Source organism: Chlorogloeopsis sp. ULAP02 (assembly GCF_038404745.2).
Taxonomy (GTDB): Bacteria; Cyanobacteriota; Cyanobacteriia; order Cyanobacteriales; family Nostocaceae; genus Chlorogloeopsis.
Map to the genome: position 1 here is coordinate 39,066 of NZ_JAYKTT020000071.1, position 17,975 is coordinate 57,040.

9 protein-coding genes are annotated in these 17,975 nt (G+C 39.2%); 4 read left to right on the forward strand and 5 right to left on the reverse strand.

Annotation, left to right across the window (positions count from 1 at the left end; all coding sequences use genetic code 11):
* Window positions 1-13: 13 nt before the first annotated feature.
* On the reverse strand, window positions 14-5,695 hold the full coding sequence (locus U2718_RS25080; protein ID WP_411813363.1) for a PAS domain S-box protein: 5,682 nt from the start codon (window positions 5,693-5,695) through the stop codon (window positions 14-16).
* A gap of 101 nt (window positions 5,696-5,796) precedes the next feature.
* Window positions 5,797-5,988: a hypothetical protein gene (locus tag U2718_RS25085; RefSeq protein WP_341995964.1), complete on the reverse strand. Its 192-nt coding sequence runs from the start codon at window positions 5,986-5,988 to the stop codon at window positions 5,797-5,799.
* Between the two features lie 756 nt (window positions 5,989-6,744).
* Here U2718_RS25085 and U2718_RS25090 point away from each other — a divergent pair.
* Window positions 6,745-8,184: an NHLP bacteriocin system secretion protein gene (locus tag U2718_RS25090; protein WP_341995962.1), complete on the forward strand. Its 1,440-nt coding sequence runs from the start codon at window positions 6,745-6,747 to the stop codon at window positions 8,182-8,184.
* A gap of 676 nt (window positions 8,185-8,860) precedes the next feature.
* On the forward strand, window positions 8,861-10,636 hold the full coding sequence (locus tag U2718_RS25095) for a protein kinase domain-containing protein (protein WP_341995960.1): 1,776 nt from the start codon (window positions 8,861-8,863) through the stop codon (window positions 10,634-10,636).
* Window positions 10,637-10,735: 99 nt separating this feature from the next.
* Here U2718_RS25095 and U2718_RS25100 read toward each other — a convergent pair whose 3' ends face one another.
* Window positions 10,736-11,311: a DUF924 family protein gene (locus U2718_RS25100; protein WP_341995957.1), complete on the reverse strand. Its 576-nt coding sequence runs from the start codon at window positions 11,309-11,311 to the stop codon at window positions 10,736-10,738.
* Between the two features lie 5 nt (window positions 11,312-11,316).
* Window positions 11,317-11,880 (reverse strand): SRPBCC family protein, encoded by a 564-nt coding sequence (locus U2718_RS25105; RefSeq protein WP_341996298.1) that lies wholly within the window; start codon window positions 11,878-11,880, stop codon window positions 11,317-11,319.
* A gap of 684 nt (window positions 11,881-12,564) precedes the next feature.
* Here U2718_RS25105 and U2718_RS25110 point away from each other — a divergent pair.
* On the forward strand, window positions 12,565-12,765 hold the full coding sequence (locus U2718_RS25110; RefSeq protein ID WP_341995955.1) for a hypothetical protein: 201 nt from the start codon (window positions 12,565-12,567) through the stop codon (window positions 12,763-12,765).
* A 306-nt stretch (window positions 12,766-13,071) separates the two neighbouring features.
* On the forward strand, window positions 13,072-16,692 hold the full coding sequence (locus tag U2718_RS25115) for a response regulator (protein WP_341995953.1): 3,621 nt from the start codon (window positions 13,072-13,074) through the stop codon (window positions 16,690-16,692).
* Between the two features lie 36 nt (window positions 16,693-16,728).
* Here the strand turns inward: U2718_RS25115 and U2718_RS25120 are convergent, their stop codons facing one another.
* A complete protein-coding gene (locus tag U2718_RS25120) occupies window positions 16,729-17,673 on the reverse strand; it encodes an RsmB/NOP family class I SAM-dependent RNA methyltransferase (protein ID WP_341995951.1) in 945 nt (314 codons plus the stop codon).
* Window positions 17,674-17,975: the final 302 nt, after the last annotated feature.

A 17,975-nucleotide genomic window follows, 5' to 3' on the forward strand; every position in this document is an offset into this window, starting at 1 on the left:
TTGATATTAACTATTACTGCAAGTTTCCGGTCAATTCCAGAATTTCATCAAAGCAGAAACGACGAACCAAATCAGTAATTCCCTCTGCCAAAGCAGAATGAGTTTGGGGGATCTGCTCAAGCAGTTGTATGATGCGATCGCTATCAACCTCCAAAGCTGCTTGATGTAATTGTGCTAACCATTGTGCAGACATGGTTGTGATTAACTCAGAAAATTGTATCACTGGGCTTGTTTGTGGATTGTTTTCCTGTGCTAGTATCGCTTCTGGTTGTGCATAAAGGTAACTTACTCCCAAATGTTGGGCAATTTTTTCAAACAGTACTTGTTCTCGAAAAGGCTTGCGAATCAAATCATCACAACCTGCCGCCAAAATTGTTGTCTTTTGCTCTTCAAAAGCACTCGCTGTCAAAGCAATAATTACAGTACGTATTTTAGACGCGGGGAATTTTTCTGTGTGTGTGTCACTGCTTCTGGTTGTCACCGCGTCTTTTGCCTCCCTCGCTCGAATCTCCCTAGTTGCCTCATAACCATCCATCACAGGCATCCGCATATCCATGAACACAAGCTGCGGTTGCCATGTTTGCCATAGTGCTATTGCTTGTTGTCCGTCTGTTGCAGCTTCAACTTCAAAACCAACGCTGCTTAACAATTGTAAAATTGGTTCGCGGTTCTCTTGACGGTCATCTACAACTAAAATACGATAATGAGGCTGTTGTGGTGCCAATTGCAGGACACGGCTTTTAGTTAGTTGGGTGTTAGTTTGTAATGGTTGTATGGTTTTGACTTGCACATTAAAACTAAAAGTTGAACCTTGCCCAAGTTTGCTGTGAGCGCGAATTTCTCCACCCATAATTCGGATAAATTGATGGCTGATAGTAAGTCCCAATCCGGTACCTTCTCGAATTTGGATGCCACTGCTTGTTTGCACAAAGGGTTTAAACAGATTTTCGATTTCTTCTGGTGCAATCCCACATCCAGTGTCTTCTACCTCAAAGTGTAGGGATTGGGTACATGAAGAAGACGCGGAGACATTATCAAAAACATTCCCCATCTCCCCGTGTCCCCACCTCCCCGTGTCTTCTTGATTTCCCACCTCCATGTGTCCTTTTCTTGCACGCAGCGTTACTCCTCCTTGTTGGGTGAATTTGACTGCGTTACCCAAGAGGTTGATTAGAACTTGGCGCAGTTTTCCTTCATCAGTATTAATGTATTGTGGTAAGTCTGGGGCGATTTCAAATTTGAGGAATAACTGCTTGGCTTGTGCACGGATTTGGAACATTTGTTGTAGTGTTTGCAATAGTCCAAATAAGTCAAAGGATTCGGGATTAAAAACTACTCGCCCTGCTTCGATTTTGGACATTTCCAAAACGTCGTCTATTAAGTTGAGTAAGTGTTCTCCACTACGGTTAATAGTTGCTAATGATTCACGTTGTCTGCTATTTAAGGCTGGATCTCTCTCCATGAGTTGGGCAAATCCAAGGATGGCATTAAGCGGTGTGCGTAATTCGTGGCTCATGTTGGCTAAGAACGCACTTTTGGCTCGGTTCGCTGCTTCTGCTGCTTCTTTTGCTACTCGCAGTGCTTCTTCTGCTTGATGTCTTGCCCTACCAATTGCGATTAATTCACCTACCAGTTTTAGAAAGTTAATTTCTTCTTGACTCCAAATTTTACAGTTGTGAATTACATCCGCACCAACAAACCCAACTACTCGATCAGAATGAATCATTGGCACTCCAACCATCGATTGGATCGACTGACTTTCAAACATGATTCTCTCTGGCGCATCGGATGGTAAGTTAGCGACACAGGGAATTTGACAAACTTTACCGTGAGCTATTTCAGTTAGTCGAGGGAATATAGTCACAGCGCCTTCTCTAGCCATATCGGTTAATGGTTTAATATGAGTAGCACACCATTCATAGCTGAGATGCACGTGGCTGCGATCCTGGGAGTACTCAAAAATACAACAGCGATCAGCACCAATAAATTGAGCGATCGCCTGGAGCGTAAAATTAATGGCAGTATCTAAATCTTGATCGATGAAGTGGCGAGAAATGCTGCTGAGTAAACTTTCTGCTTGAGCACGACGCTCTAAGGCTTCTTCTGCTATTTTACGCTCTGTAATATCACGAGCACAAGTAATTATAAATTCATCACCACTCAATGTAACTACTTTTGAAACGTTGCTACCTAACCATCGCCAACTACCGTTTTTGTGCCTTGCTCGCACTTCTGTCGATTGATTTCCACCAAATTCTACAATTTTTTGTAGTGTAGTGAAAATAACAGTTACATCGTCAGGATGAATAAAGGGCGCAAAATATTTTTCTTCTAACTCTGCAACGTCATATCCCATTATTCCTGTCATGTTTGGTGATACATACGTTATCTTGCCCTCTAATGTCATCAAGGAAATAATATCACTGGCATTTTCAACCATAGTGCGAAACTTTAATTCACTCTGTTGCAGAGCTTCTTGTGCTTGTTTGCGTTCTAGTTCAGCACCGGCACGAGCGGCGAAAATTCTTAATATCAATTCTCTGCCTGGATCGTCTACCATTGGCTTGTTGTCTATAACTGCCAAGTGACCCAAGATTTTACCAGAGGCATTAATTAAGGGAACTCCCAAATAACTTTCAGCACCGACAGTAACTAAATCTGTATCACCGGGGAAAAGAGTTTGAATTTTTTGAGGATAGTAGCATAAATTGCCTTGTAAGACTTGTTCACAAGGAGTGCCATAAACCTCATATTCAAAGTTTTCTTCACTTTGTTTATCTAACCAAACTGCTAAAGTGCGCGCTCTAGTTTTGGTTTCATCAATGCATTCTGTGACAATAGCATGGTGAACTTGTAGTACTTGAGCCAGATAACGGACGCAGGAGCTAAAAAATTCATCACCTGTTTTTGCTGCTGTGCCTTCAACAATTAAACTTAAAGCTACCTCTCGCTGTTTGCGATCGCTAATATCTGTAGACATGAAAGTAGCAATCCAGCAATCTGCGGCTGTATCTCGCACAGAAGTTAATTTAAAAGAAATCCAGCGTAAATTTCCATCTGGGTGTAAGTAACGATATTCTCCTTCACTAGTTCGCTCGGCAAAAATTTCATCAAACACTTTTCTGTATATAGCTTCCAAGTCTTCAGGTACAATTCGTGAAACAAAAGGATTTTTGTCAGCTATTAATTCTTCGGGAGAATATCCCCACATTTCGATACTTCCAGCAGAGCAGTATTCAAAATGCCATTCTCGATTTGCATCAACTCGGAAACGACTGATAGCAGCAAGTGCACTATTAAGAATAGTATTTAGTCTAGCTTCTGACGCTTTTAAAGCTTCTTCTGCTTGCTTACGACTGGTAATATCACGGAATGTCCAAACTCTGCCAAGAATATTTTCTCCTAACTTTTGCGGACATGAATATCGCTCAAAAACTCTACCATCTTTCAGTTCTAATAAATCGTTAATATATGCTTCTGGAGTAGCATATAATGCTTTGACTTTTTGTAGAAATACATCCGATTCTTTAACTTGATTGGCAAGATAAAGTAACCGTTTTTCTAGTTCTGGTTCTACAATAATTTCAGATGGAATCGACCAAATTTCCAAAAATTTTTGATTGTAACTAATGATATTTCCAGCTTGGTCAATTGCTAAAATTCCGTCTTGAATAGATTCAAAAGTAGCTTGTAAAAGTGACAAAGAAGTTTCTAATTCCTCACGGGCTTGTTCACGTTCCGTTGCATCCGTTCCCACCGAGAGAATTTCTATTAAATTTCCCTGCTCATCTAAAATTGGTTTATTAGCCCAGACAATCCATGCTCGTTTGCCATTTTTGCAAATATTTTCATGCTCGTGAAGCAGGTAATTTTCGGGTTGTCGGCAAATATCACTAATTAAAACGTGTAAGTTGCGCCCAGAAGACTCTATTTCAGGCACAATTGTTTCGATCACATTACGTCCGATAATTTCGTCTAAAGCAAAGCCAAAAAATCTTTGTCCATAGTCATTCAAAAATTTAACATGACCATTACCATCCCAACGTAGAATAATACAATTGGCTGTTTGTACTAAATCACGATATTGAGCTTCGCTAACTCGTAGTGCTTCTTCTGCAAATTTGCGATCGCTTATATCTGTAGAAATAACCGTTGCAATCCAGTAGTCTGCAACTTCATCTCGTACAGAGGTAATAGTGAGAGAAATCCAACGCAGGTTGCCATCGGGATGGTGATACCGATACTCTTCCTCGTAAGTTCGCCCTGCAAAAATGTCGTCGTAGGCTTTTGCATAAATATTTGCCAAATCTTCAGGCAAGATCCGCGACACAAATGAAGTTTTATCTGCTAATAACTCTTCAGGAGAATATCCCCAAAGCTGTACGCTTTTTGGAGAGCAATATTCAAAATCCCAATCGCGATGGGCATACACTCGAATTCGATAAATGGCAGCTAGGGCGCTATCAAGAATTGTGTTGAGTCTTGCTTCCGAGGCTTTGCTGGCTTCCTCTGCTAATTTGCGATCGCTAATATCAACAATCATGAAATCTAGACAAGATTCTTCTTTGTTGGCACGAGCGGACATTAATCCCCAACGAATACCTCCATCGCGGTGACGTAATTGGATCTCAAAATTACGCACTTCACCATACTGTTCTATTTGAGTTAATAGCCAAGAGCGATCGCTCGGATTGACATGAAATTCTGGTGCGTAATGCTTACCAATCAGATCAGCAACGCAACTATAGCCAATAATTTCTGCACAAGGTTGATTTATTTCTAAAAATAACCCATCTTCAAGACGAGTGCGACCAATGCCCACTAGTGAATTCTCAAAAATATTTCGATATTTTTGTTCGCTACGGCGTAAAGCTTCTTCTGCTCGTTTACTATCGCTAATATCTCGCCCTAATGTCAACAATCCCTTGCGTCTGCCATCATGCTGAAACAAGGGGATTTTAATCATATCAAAAATGCTCACTGTGCCATCTGGTCGGGGAATAACTTCCTCTACTCGATAAAGAGAGCCTTTTTGCCAAGCTTGTTCATCCGTTTGGATGCAATTGAGTAAAGCATCACGATAAAAACTACTAAATTGTGCTAGTTCTAAATCTGTTTTACCTTTATATTCAACACCCTGGAGTCCTAAAAATTCCAAGTTAGCCTGATTCGACTCCAACCATCGTCCGGCGCTGTCTTTAAAGCAAATAATATCTGGTGAAGCATTAATCAGTGTCTGCAAATGCTCATCACTTTCTTGTGGTGATTGTTCTACTTGTGGAACGCGAGTGTGATCTTGCCTTACCAAAGTGATATCTCTAATCACTATCACCGCAGATTTGTCGCTTAATCCTGCACAATTTCCAGAGATTTGTAACAGTAACGAATTATCTTTTTGTCTAAATTCATAATTTGTCGTTACGTAATTCCCTTTGTGCATTTGTACATCAGGATACGCCTCAATAGCTACAGGTTGCCCTAACTGAAAAAGAGGCAATATCTCACTAAACCTAGAGCCGATAATTTGACTGTGGGGCTGGTTAATTAGACGCTCAAAGCTAGAATTGCACCATTGTATCTGTTGCTCTTCCCCTACCCAAATTACAGCATCAGCGATTACCTCTAGTGCTAATTGCATTTTGCTGAGGCTTGCCTGTAAATGCTCTATTTGCTCTAGCTGTTGGGCGCTCACCACCGACTCCTGATTCAATCCAAGATGTAAATGTCAACTTGGTATAGAGATTGTAACGCCATTTTCTTGCCAACGCATTTATCTATAGCAATTCTACAGATAATCTATATGGCAATCCGATTTGATGACTGAATCTCTCGTAGAAACAGCAGACGAGGATCTCCCCGCTTCATCTGAGACATTTTTTCTAACCAGGCGATTTTCTCCCCTAGTTCTCCCCGATTTATCTCTAATTTAAAAACAAAAAAGTCGTCTCCCAACACCTCCTGCACGCAATGTCTGGTTAAGTTTGACACTAGGCGCAAAGTTTCGTTGCAGGAGTTTTTCTACAAGGAAAATACTTATTGTTAACTAAAAATAAAATTAAATGAGAGATTGTCGATAAATAGCGATCGCCTCCCCTACTTTTACCCGATTGATCTGTAAATTAACAGAAATTCAACATAAAACGCTAAGATAGATAGAAATTTAAAGACCTCCCTTTTGTGTTGTGGGAGTAAGTGTGTTGTTAATTCTCGTTAAAGACACTGGGAAAGACTTGTGGTTCTTTGACGAGAATTTTTTCATGATTAGCAACTCCAGACACTGATACCAAGTTGCGTTCAAACATATTAGTTCTGGCAGGCAGGGGAGCAGAGAGAGAAATACTATCTCGGAATTGCAACTTAGTGTGAGAACACCGAGAAATAGGGAATACAGAAGCTTAAGTAGGTGGACAGTAAAATGGCAACTTCACTGAAAGCAGATGGAAACAGCCTTCTGCCCTCTGCCTTCTACTTATTGCGTTAGGTTCTTGAGCTTAAGTCTTTCAACGCAGATGAAATAACTGTTGCTTCTCTCTTGTGTATGGGCTAGAAGTGCTTTTTAATTACCAATGAAAAAGCGTAAAGTCCTTATACCATTTCACGGCTACTTTCGCTTATCCATCCACTTGTCTATCGGCGTTAGCGCCAGTTCCTCCTACAGAGGCTTAAAACATTGTCAGACAGAACAAAGAACAAACAACGAAAATCACCGTGAACTGACTATAGAAAGGAGAAGAACGAAAAACCATGCAGATCAAACAAAATAAAATCTTCCGTCAAGAAGCCCTTGATCGCCTGTCTTCTCCTGAACAACTTGATCAGGCAATCCAAATTGTCAAGCCCCAAGCTTGGCTAACCCTAACTGCTATGGGCTGTTTAGTTGCTATGGCTGGAGTCTGGAGTGTAGTTGGGCGAATTCCCCTAACTGTGACAGGACAAGGAATTCTCATTCGTCCCCGGCATATGGTGCAATTTCAATCTCCTAGTTCCGGTCAATTGCTAAGTTTAAAAGTCAAGCCAGGAGATATTGTTAAAAAAGGGGACGTGCTTGGTGTAATTGACCAATCTACCTTAAAGCAGCAATTGCAGCAAGAGAAAGCAAAGTTACAGCAATTACAAATTCAGAATCAAGAAATTGATAAGTTAAAAAAGCAGCTAATCGCCCAGCAAATCCAAATCCTCAAACAGCAACGGATGGACATGGAAGGCAGCCTCCAGCGAGAGCAAGTGACGCCGAAGTTACGAGATCAAACCATGAGCGCGATCGCCCAAAAACGTCACAGTTTGAGGCAAAGAAAGAAACAAATTAGCTATTTACTAAAAATCTTGCAACAACGAGTTGAAAACAGACGTCAGCTCTTTAAAGAACGCGCAATTAGCCAAGATTTATTTGTCCAAACCCAGCAAGAATACTTTAATACTCAAACACAATTTTTAGAGATTGAAACGCAATTAAAAGAGCTTGATATTCAAACAACTAATGCTCAAAGAGATTACTTACAAAATCTTAACAAAATTGACGAAATTAATACTAGAATTAAAGACTTAAAAACTCAAGAAACAAAATTGCAGACGCAAGAACTTCAACAGTCTATCGAAAAAACTAATCAAATTCGAGAAGTTAAACGTCGCATTGCCCAATTAGAATTACAATTAGCAAAAGAAAGTAAAATCATTAGTAAATACAACGGTCAAATATTAGAAATAAGTATTGTTCCAGGTCAAATTGTTAATTCGGGTATTCGCCTTGGCTCAATCGAAGCGGAAGATCCGAAAACAAAAATGGTGAGCCTTGTTTACTTTGCTAACAAAGATGGTAAACAAATTAAACCTGGAATGTCCGTACAGGTTACTCCCAGCTTTGCCAAGCGGGAGCGAGAAGGCGGCATCTTAGGAGTGATCACAAATATTTCTTCCTTTCCTGTAACAACACAAGATATTGCTGCACTGGTTGGCAATCAAGAAATTGCAGCAAGCCTTGCAGGCAAAGGAGAAGGTAAAGTTCAAGCTTTTGTGCAGCTACAAGAAGATCCAGCTACACCAAGTGGCTACAAATGGTCATCTTCACAGGGGCCACTACTAAAACTATCATCTGGTACTACTACCTCAGTTAAAGTCAAGGTGGGAGAAACAGCACCTATTTCTTATATTATTCCGCTACTTCGCTCTTGGACTGGCATCTATTAAAGAAAAAGTAACAGGGAAAGGGAAAAGATAAAAGGAACTATTTCTATTAGATCCCCGACATTCTAAGAAGTCGAGGGTCTGTATTTTTAATACTTATCTTAATATATACTTATCCAAAAAGAAAAATACTGAAAAATATGTTTGAGCAATTTTTAATTTGTAAATTTAAGTATAGATATATTGAAGCTAAAAGTAGCTTTCTTCATAAATGGAGAAGATTTACTGTCAATAGGGATACTTATTAACTTCAGTGCTGAGTATTCTTAAAAGTTCTTTGATTTATCCTCCTTAAAGTAGAGGAAATATACTCAAAAATTTGCTTTGTTTTTCCATTCTTTAGTCAGATTCTTTACCTTGACATCAAAAAACTAAACAAAAAATTTAAACAAATTACTAGTATATAAAATTCTCAGCTTAATGCCAAAGTGGCAACCCTCAGTTGTGAAATTTGTTATTCATTGATTTACCAGGAATTTTTATTTATGTCTACTGACTACGCCAGAGAATCCTTAGTCATAGGATGCCAGAAGAAAGACAATGCAATAAACTTTTAATTACCCCATCCTTTACAATAAATTTACATTATATTTGAACAAAATTGGGAGGAATAAAACATACTAGATAACTAAATGGGGAAGCAAAATTGCCGTAAATTTTTTACAATCACCGTCACAATATGATTGGTCAGTTACTAGCAGGACATTATAAAGTTCTTGAAGTATTGGGTGAGGGGGGCTTTGGTCAAACTTACATTGTTGAGGATATACACCTCCCAGGAAAACCCAATTGTGTCCTCAAGCATCTTAAAACCACTAGTACAGACCCGGAATCTTTGGAAACTGCCAGAAGGCTATTTCAAAAAGAAGCCGACACCCTACAACAGTTGGGGAATCACAGCCAGATACCGAGACTTTTAGCTTACTTTGAAGAAAAGCAACAATTTTATTTAGTACAAGAATTTATTGAAGGGCATCCGCTCAGTAGAGAACTACCTCTAGGAAAAAGATGGACGGAAGATCAGACTATCGAAATGCTGATTGAAGTGTTGAGCATCTTGGAATTTGTTCATACTCAGGGTGTAATTCATCGAGACATTAAACCTGATAATTTAATTAGGCGTGTATCAGACAACAAATTAGTTCTAATTGATTTTGGGGCTATTAAACAACTGCGAAGCCAAACCGCCATTGGAGCAGGGCAGCAAAACATCACTATTATTGTTGGCACTCGCGGCTATATGCCCTCCGAGCAAATTCGGCGATTACCACGTCCTAGCAGTGATATTTACGCTTTGGGGATGATGGGTATTCAAGCATTAACGGGAGTATATCCCCACGAACTGCAAGATGATCCAAATACGGGAGAAATTCTTTGGCAGGATTTAGCTTCTATCACTCCGGAATTAACTGCTATTCTCGCGAAGATGACGCGTTATCATTTCAAAGAACGCTATCAAACAGCAAGCGAAGTATTAGCGGCGTTACGAGGGTTAGGTAATTCGATTAATAGTGCGATTAATAGTGCGATCGCAAGCGTTGAGTCTTCTGCAACCAGCCTACATCAGTTAACTTTAGAGTGGGTAGAAGATGGTCAGGTAAAATATCGCACGATTTTGGAGAAGCAACAAAGTAAAAATTCTGGCAAAATCCGTATTGGTCGTGACCCTGAACAATGCGATATTGTTTTACCAGATCCGACAATATCTGGACTACACGTAGAAATCTTTTTTCATTCACCAAAACAGAGATTTTATTTACGGAACTTACGTCAGCAGAATCCTCCTATTATTGACGGACAATTGCTCTTGGCTGGAGAGATGCCTTTAGCATCTGGCAGCACTCTGCGTTTGGGGCAACAGAATTTCAGAGTTAGGGAAATTAGCTGCAAGCAATATCCTAGTGGCTATACCCCGATGGATTATGCCAGGTGCTTTGCGATTACACTTGCATCAGCACAACCTGCACCTAAGACTATGCGGGTATCACAAATTAAAAAGTCTGAAAACGGTGGCAGAAAAGTAACATCAGTGAGTCCGATTATAGTTCCAGCTTCGATTGCGCCGAAGAGAATACAACCTAAATTAAAGGTAGGTACAGCAGTTGCAGTTAGTGCGATCGCCGGTATATTTTTATTGAATACTGGTAATTTAAACAAAAATCAAGCACAACAGAATTTGATATTACAACAACCTCAATTATGTCGTGTTGTTTCTCCTTCTGGCGGCAAGTTATTGGCAAAATTACGCTCTGAACCCCAAACAGAGATTGGCGCAATGAAGCAATTAAATCTTGGTGAAAAAGTTTTATTTATGAAAGTACGAGGAGATTTTGTCCAAGTAAAACTTGCTGATGGAACACAAGGTTGGGTTTTCGGAGATGATATTCAGCGTTGCCAAAAAACTATAGGTAACTCTGGTAGTTTTTACTCAGACTCAAATTTACAGCCTAATTAGGGATTGGGGATTGGTGACTGGGGATGAGGAATGAGGAAGAGGAGTGGGAGAGTGGGAGAAATATCCTCTCGTTGTCCCCGTGTCCTCTTTCTCCAACCCCTAAAACCTTGAACCAGGCTGCTTCAAAAACTCCTTTTCTTCGGATGTAGAGTTTCTTCCTAAAATTGCATTCCGATGAGGAAAGCGCCCAAAACGCTCAATAATTCCCATATGACGAATAGCGTAGTCAATACAACTAGTACTATCAGGATCGCTACTAAGTTGTTGAAATAGCTTTACTGCTTGACGTTGATGCTCAAGATTTTCACTGTGTTCAAATGGGAAGTAAATAAACCAGCGTTGTACCGATAGTAATTTTCGGTCATAACCTTGGGCAACAGCGTGCTGTGCGGTTGAAAGTGCTTCCCAATCTGTGGCAAAGGCATCTGGAGTATTGCGAAACATATTGCGGGGAAATTGATCTAGCAGCAAAATTAGTGCTAAACAACTATCGGGAAATTCCATCCAGTCGTCTAAGTATCCTCCGGCTGCCTTTTGGTAATATTTAAAAAACTGGGTTCGCACTTGTTCATCAAACTCTGGCTTTTTAGTAAACCAAATATTTATTGGTTTTCCATAATCTGGCTGTTCGGGTTTGCCAAACCAAAAGTCTAATATTTCTTGTGCCTGTGTCATTGCTTTTACTGAACACTACAAAGAACTTGTCGCATTTTACGCATATTAGCTGGTAATTCAAAATTGATTGCTTGTTGAATTAAAATTGACGGGATGGGAATATTCGGGGTTGCTTGTACAGCATAACTAAGCAAAGTCCCACTACCGTAATCCAAGAGTTTCAATTCCGCACTGAAATCGTGGAAAGTACCTTGTTCTAGCCGAAATTGGATTTTCTGCCCCAGTTCTTCCACAACGTTTAAGTAAATTTCTACATGGGCAGTAAAAAAGAAGAAAGCTTTTTGTGCTGCTTGATACAGACGCTTGACTTCTCCTCGTCTGTGCAACACTTCGCTTTTGGTAATGTCAGGGAAATACTGTACCCAACGAGGGTAATCTGTGAGTTGTTGCCAGACTTGCGATCGCACCAGTGGTACATACATCCAAGCAGTTACCGCACCACCCCAAGCTGTATGCGATCGCGTTTCTAATAAAATTTCACCTTGTTGTATGACTTTATTTTGCTCATCTTGACTCCAAGCCATTTGCAAACCTGGGGTATATGAGCCTGAGATATTGGATGCAAATATCATGTTTTCTGTCACTCCTAAACTCCTCACATTCCAGAGATTCAAACTCGGAACTACTTAATTATTGATTAAGTGTATTCCATCAATTACAATTCCAGTCCAATAAACAAAATTCCCGAAAATAAATATTTATAGTTAATTATGTTCTAATTTTTACTAATATTAAATAATATCTGCCAGGTTTTTCAGTAAAATTACCTTAAAGCTTGCAACAATTATCATATTGCCAGATTAATCGATACTACTATTACTCGTACCAACCTCAAATCCGAGCAAGGTTTGAAGAAGAATTCAGAATCAATTCGTGGGGGATACCTACTTCTATCTGCTCTGCGTCTTGTCACCCACCACTAATTGTAGAAGGCGCTCATTGAAAATTTAGCGGAGCCTTAAACCCATCTATTTGTCCACCAGCCACATAGAACTCATGCTGTAGACACCCATCCGGGCGATTTCTAATTTTAGATACAGCGGCAAGTAGAGTTGGAATGATGCTGGAAAGTGGATACGAAGGTTGATTGGAAAATCGAGAATTTTGCTTTTTAATCCCGCAAAATGGGACAAATGCTCAATTATACTAATTTCATGCAGATTGCATTTTCAACAACGCTCCCATTCACTCTTAGCCGATCTAAGATGGCTATATCTCAAATCGAAGGGCTGTTAAGTTAAGAGGCAAGCTACGTGAGTCAATCTTCTTCCAAACTTAATCGTGCATTAACCCAAGCTTTTGGTCTTTTTCTCGGTATTGCCATCGCTGTTTGGGTATTGAGAGGTTTTGGCATACTGACTTTTATTCCTGGAGGAATTATTTTACTACTGTTTGTTTTGGCGATCGCGATAGCTATACTTAGCTACGTGCAAAGAACTTGGTGGCGTTTCTAAGCGCTAGACATTTATGAAAGTAAGCTGAATTGTGTTTGAGTTAAGTGGAGAGCATCCGTGCTTTTAAGTCTCCCTGTCTTTGTGTATTTCTACTTGAAAAGAAAAACAAAGCAAACAAGGATGTAATTATATTCTACTATCATTAGTAATTAAACTACATCTAACTATCAAATATATCTATTGATTGCTCAAAAAATAGATACTAGACTGTGATAGTTTTATTTATAAATTTTTATTTAGCAAACAAAATAAATAGTTTCTGCTTTCGGATTCTTTATATAAAAAATTATTGATTTCTAATTTCCTATGATAATGGATGCTCAACAGTTCACAATATTGTTAGTTAATGATAATTCAAATAACATACAACTTTTATCTGATATCATCATTAAACAAGGATATAAAATTCAAATAGAAAAATCTACAAAAATGGCGGTTAATACCGCACTAACCTGTATTCCTGATTTAATTTTGCTAGATATTATCAAGTTGAGGATAGATAGTTACGAAATTTGTAAGCAACTAAAATCTCATGTAATAACTCAGAACATTCCAATAATTTTTTTCAATGTTTTAAACACAGAAACAGAAAAAGTAAAAGTTTTTCAATCCGGTGGCGTTGATTATTTCACAGAACCATTACAGGCTGAAGAAGTTATAGCGCGTATAGAAAATCAGCTCAAACTTAAAACATTGCAAAAGCAAGTAAAAGAGTATAAAAAACGAGAGTTGGCATGGCAAGAAGCTTACCTTAATACCTTTTTTTGTGGCGCTCCTCTTGGCATGAATATTTTAGATCACCAATTGCGGTTTGTACAAATCAACGAACTTCTAGCAGAGATTCACGGTTGTTCTCAAGCAGAGCATCTGGGCAAGACTCTGTATGAGGTGATACCAGAGACAGCACCTTCGATCGTGCCATTCTACGAGCAAGTACTCCAGACAGGCAAACCCATTCTGAATGTGGAAGTAAGCTATCCATCAACTCATCAGCCAGATGGTTTGCGTTACTTTCTTGCTTCTTACTTTCCCATTTCAGAACAGATTAATAACCTTTCTGGCGTAGGAGCAGTGTTGGTAGAAATCAGTCATGACGCTACACGTTTACGCAAACAAACTGAAATAGCATTGCAAGAAAGTCAACAACGGTATCAAACTTTAGCAGAAGCTTCACCTGTAGGAATTTTTCACACAGACTCTGTAGGCAATTGCTTATATGTGAATCAGCGTTGGAGCGAAATTACTGGACTTTCTCCAACAGTTGCCTTAGGTAATGGTTGGACATGTGCTTTACATATAAATGATCGCGATCGCATCTTTGCCGAATGGAACAGCAAATTAGCAGCGAAAGAACCTTTTAAATCGGAGTGTCGCTTTACACACACAGATGGCAGAATTGTTTGGGTAATCAGTCAAACTTTTCCAGAAATAGCCAAAGATGGGAAATTAAAAGGTTGCATCGGCACAATTACAGATATTACCGATCGCAAACTAGCTGAAGATGCCTTACGAGAGAGTGCAGAAAGGGAACAAGCCATCACCCAAGTTATTCAAAGGATGCGCCAGACATTGGATTTAGAAACCATATTTACTGCTACCACCCAAGAATTACGGCAAGTTCTAAACTGCGATCGCGTCGTTGTGTTTCGTTTTCATCCCGATGGGAGTGGCGAGTTTGTAGCCGAATCAGTCGAGCATGGTTGGGTTTCGCTGATTGAGAAAAATAATCATCATCCTGATCGAACAGAAAGTACCCTTCAAAACGAAAGCTGCTTTCTACAAACTGCTAAGAGTGTAAAGAATCCGATACTAGATACTTATTTGCAAGCAATTAAAAGTAGAATTTCCACACGTAGTCAAGATTTTCTTTGTATACCAGACATTTACAAAGCCGGATTAGATTCTTGTCATATTAACCTCTTAGAAGAGTTTCAAGCCAAAGCTCATATTACGGTTCCGATCTTTTGTGGCAATCAACTTTGGGGATTACTGGCAAGTTATCAAAACTCTACTCCTCGCCAATGGAAAAAAGAAGAAATCAACATTGCCATACAAATAGGTAATCACTTAGGAGTCGCTCTGCAACAAGCAGAATTACTAGCACAGACTCAAAGACAATCACAAGCACTCCAAAAAGCTGTGACATCTGCTGATGCTGCTAATCGCGCCAAAAGTGAATTTCTGACAAATATGAGCCATGAGTTGCGTACTCCCCTTAATGTCATCCTTGGCTTTACACAAGTTATGAACCGTGACAGTAGTCTATCTAGCGAACATCAGCAAAACTTAGCAATCATTAATCGTGCTGGTGAACATCTGCTCAACTTAATCAACGACATATTGGAAATGTCCAAAATCGAAGCTGGTAGAACCACCTTAAATTTTAATAGCTTTGATTTAATTCTCCTGTTGGATAGTCTCCAACAGATGTTACATATTCGTGCCGCTGCCAAAGACTTAAAACTTGTATTTGAATATGCATCCGAAGTTCCCAGGCACATAATTACCGACTCTAGTAAACTGCGACAAGTTTTACTTAATCTTTTGGGAAATGCCATTAAATTCACAGACAGTGGTAGTGTGAAGTTGAAAGTGAGCATTAGTAATAAAAAGGAGGGTACAGGTAATTTACTCTCCACCTCTTCGTGTCTTGATGTCAGTCACCACTTCACACAAAGCCATCTACTCTCACAGAAGCCGTGCTACGCGACTCTAAAAGTCAAAGAACAAGCCGCACCTACGGAAGCTACTGCACATCTACATCAATTTAGAACTTCGGTTCACAGCGAGACTGGCTTATTGGTAGAAACCCCAAAATCTTCTGTTCAAGAAACAGTGGCTTCCCTGTTTGCTTCTTCTTCTAATTCAGTCTGTCTGCACTTCCAAGTCATTGACACTGGGCATGGTATTTCCCCAGAAGAACTTGAGCTACTTTTTGAAGCTTTTGGGCAAACTGAAATTGGTAGAAAATCTCAACAGGGAACTGGGCTGGGTTTAGCTATTAGCCGCAAGTATGTACAATTAATGGGCGGTGAAATTAGTGTCAGCAGTACCGTTGGTGTAGGTAGTACATTTGCTTTTGATATTCAAGTTACTCTTCCTTCCCCTAGCGAAATTCAGACTACTGCTACCCCACACTGCCGAGTTAAAAGTTTAGCACCTGGTCAATCCGAATATCGCATTCTAGTAGTTGATGATGCCAAAGATAGCCGCATTTTATTAGTAAAATTACTGGAAAATATTGGTTATGCTGTTATGGAAGCAGCAAATGGTACTGAAGCCGTATACATTTGGGAATCTTGGCAACCACATGTAATTCTTATGGATATGCGGATGCCCGTTATGGATGGCTATGAAGCAACAAGAGAAATTAGAGCGAGGGAGAGGAAGATCAGGGCAGATGGAGAAAATCTTTTGGCGTCTAGAACCGATACTGTCATTATTGCTCTGTCAGCAAATGTATTTGAAGAACAAAGACAAGCAATGATATTGGCTGGTTGTACTGATTCTATTCATAAGCCTTTTCATGAACAAATCATCCTTGAAAAATTGAGCCAATATTTAGGAGTGAGGTATCTTTACCAAACAGACAATCGTCAAAAACTACAAGAAAAGAATATTAGTACAGAACAAATATTGAACTCTGGTGATTTAGTAGCTTTATTATCTACAATGCCGCCAGAATGGTTAATAAAAGTGCATCATGCCGCAGCTCAATGTAGTGATGATTTAATTTTAGAATTGCTTAAGCAAATACCTACAGAAAAATCTCTATTAGGAAATTGGCTCAAAGATTTAGCTCAAAATTTTCAGTTTCAGGAAATCATGGAATTGACAACTATAGATATTAAACCCGGATTTATTACAAGTGAGAAATCCGGATACAAACATTCTTTTGTTCAAAAATCCACTTCATCTAAAAAATAGTTGCATACTGGTAATTGTTCACTAAGAGCGTTACTTTTAATTTGTCCAAACTCCAGATATAAACTCTCTATCTATTTGATTATTCTCTCCCTTATGTGTATTTTTAAATAGCATTGTAAATGCACCTGCACCTAAGCCATCTTGAGGAAACATTCGGTAACAAGGAATTTTTATCAAATGAGATTGATAGCTTTTTAAGTGCTGAACTTCTACTGCTTGAAAATGAGGAAATTTTTTTAATAACCATTCACCAACTTCCTCGTTTTCCTCTGGTGAATAGGTACAAGTCATATAGGCAAGATAGCCTTGTGGTGACACAATTTGAGCCGAGTTTGCTATGATACGTTTTTGCCGATTTGCACTTTTATTAATAGCATTTGGGTGAAAGCATCCTGGTACTTTTTCACCTTTAGCAAGCAATGACTGTCCAGTACAAGGAGCATCGACTATAACTACATCAATAGACGATAGCATCTTTTCTGCAAAAAAACTAGAATCTCTACTAACAACAATAGAAGGACTAATATGGCAACGTTTTAAATTAGAAATTAACATTCCAAGACGTTTACCAATCACCTCATTACTAATAAGTAACTCTGGTTGAAAAAGTTTCCAAGCAAATATACTTTTACCTCCTGGTGCTGCACACATATCAAAAACTAACTTCACTGATTGATTAATTTCTAATAATGTTGAAGCGGCAAATACAGAAGAAAAATCTAAACAATAGAAATATCCTTGCTGATGCAGTATAGTTTGACCAGGTTTTTCTCCTAGTAATAAACGGTTTACAAAATTTGGTTGCCAAGGCTCTGGTTTTTCCACGCTAAAACCAGAAATTTCTAGTTGTTCTTGACACCAAAGTATACAAGGGTGAAAAGGTTTGGGATTAATTAAAGCTTCAACAAAGCTTTCTTGTTCATCTATGTTATCAAATAAACGTTTAGTGAGTCTTAGTAATAATTTTGAAGGTGCATCCATAAAATTTATGATTTGTATATCTGTATCTATAAAAATAGAAAAATTTAGAGGCGATTTATAAAGTTAATATTAAGTAGGGGAGCCAGTGCGCCCTTGCGGGTTAAGCGCGTTGTAGACGCCCGAAGGGCTCCCCGCAGGGTAGTACCTGGCGTCATGTGGCGTCCAAGACTGCGCTCCCCTCACCGCTACGCGTCTAAATGTGCTCTTTGTGGTTTGTTAAAAAACCTCCTAGTTCGATTAAGTATTCTTCAAGAGGCAAATGAGTAATCTGGAAAGTCACACAAGAGGGATAATTCCCTCCT

Excerpts from the sequence above, each read along its gene's own strand:
- U2718_RS25090 (WP_341995962.1), top strand. The coding sequence starts at position 6,745 with ATGCAGATCAAACAAAATAAAATCTTCCGTCAAGAAGCCCTTGATCGC.
- U2718_RS25095 (WP_341995960.1), top strand. The coding sequence starts at position 8,861 with ATGATTGGTCAGTTACTAGCAGGACATTATAAAGTTCTTGAAGTATTG.
- U2718_RS25100 (WP_341995957.1), bottom strand. The coding sequence starts at position 11,311 with ATGACACAGGCACAAGAAATATTAGACTTTTGGTTTGGCAAACCCGAA.
- U2718_RS25115 (WP_341995953.1), top strand. The coding sequence starts at position 13,072 with ATGATAATGGATGCTCAACAGTTCACAATATTGTTAGTTAATGATAAT.
- U2718_RS25120 (WP_341995951.1), bottom strand. The coding sequence starts at position 17,673 with ATGGATGCACCTTCAAAATTATTACTAAGACTCACTAAACGTTTATTT.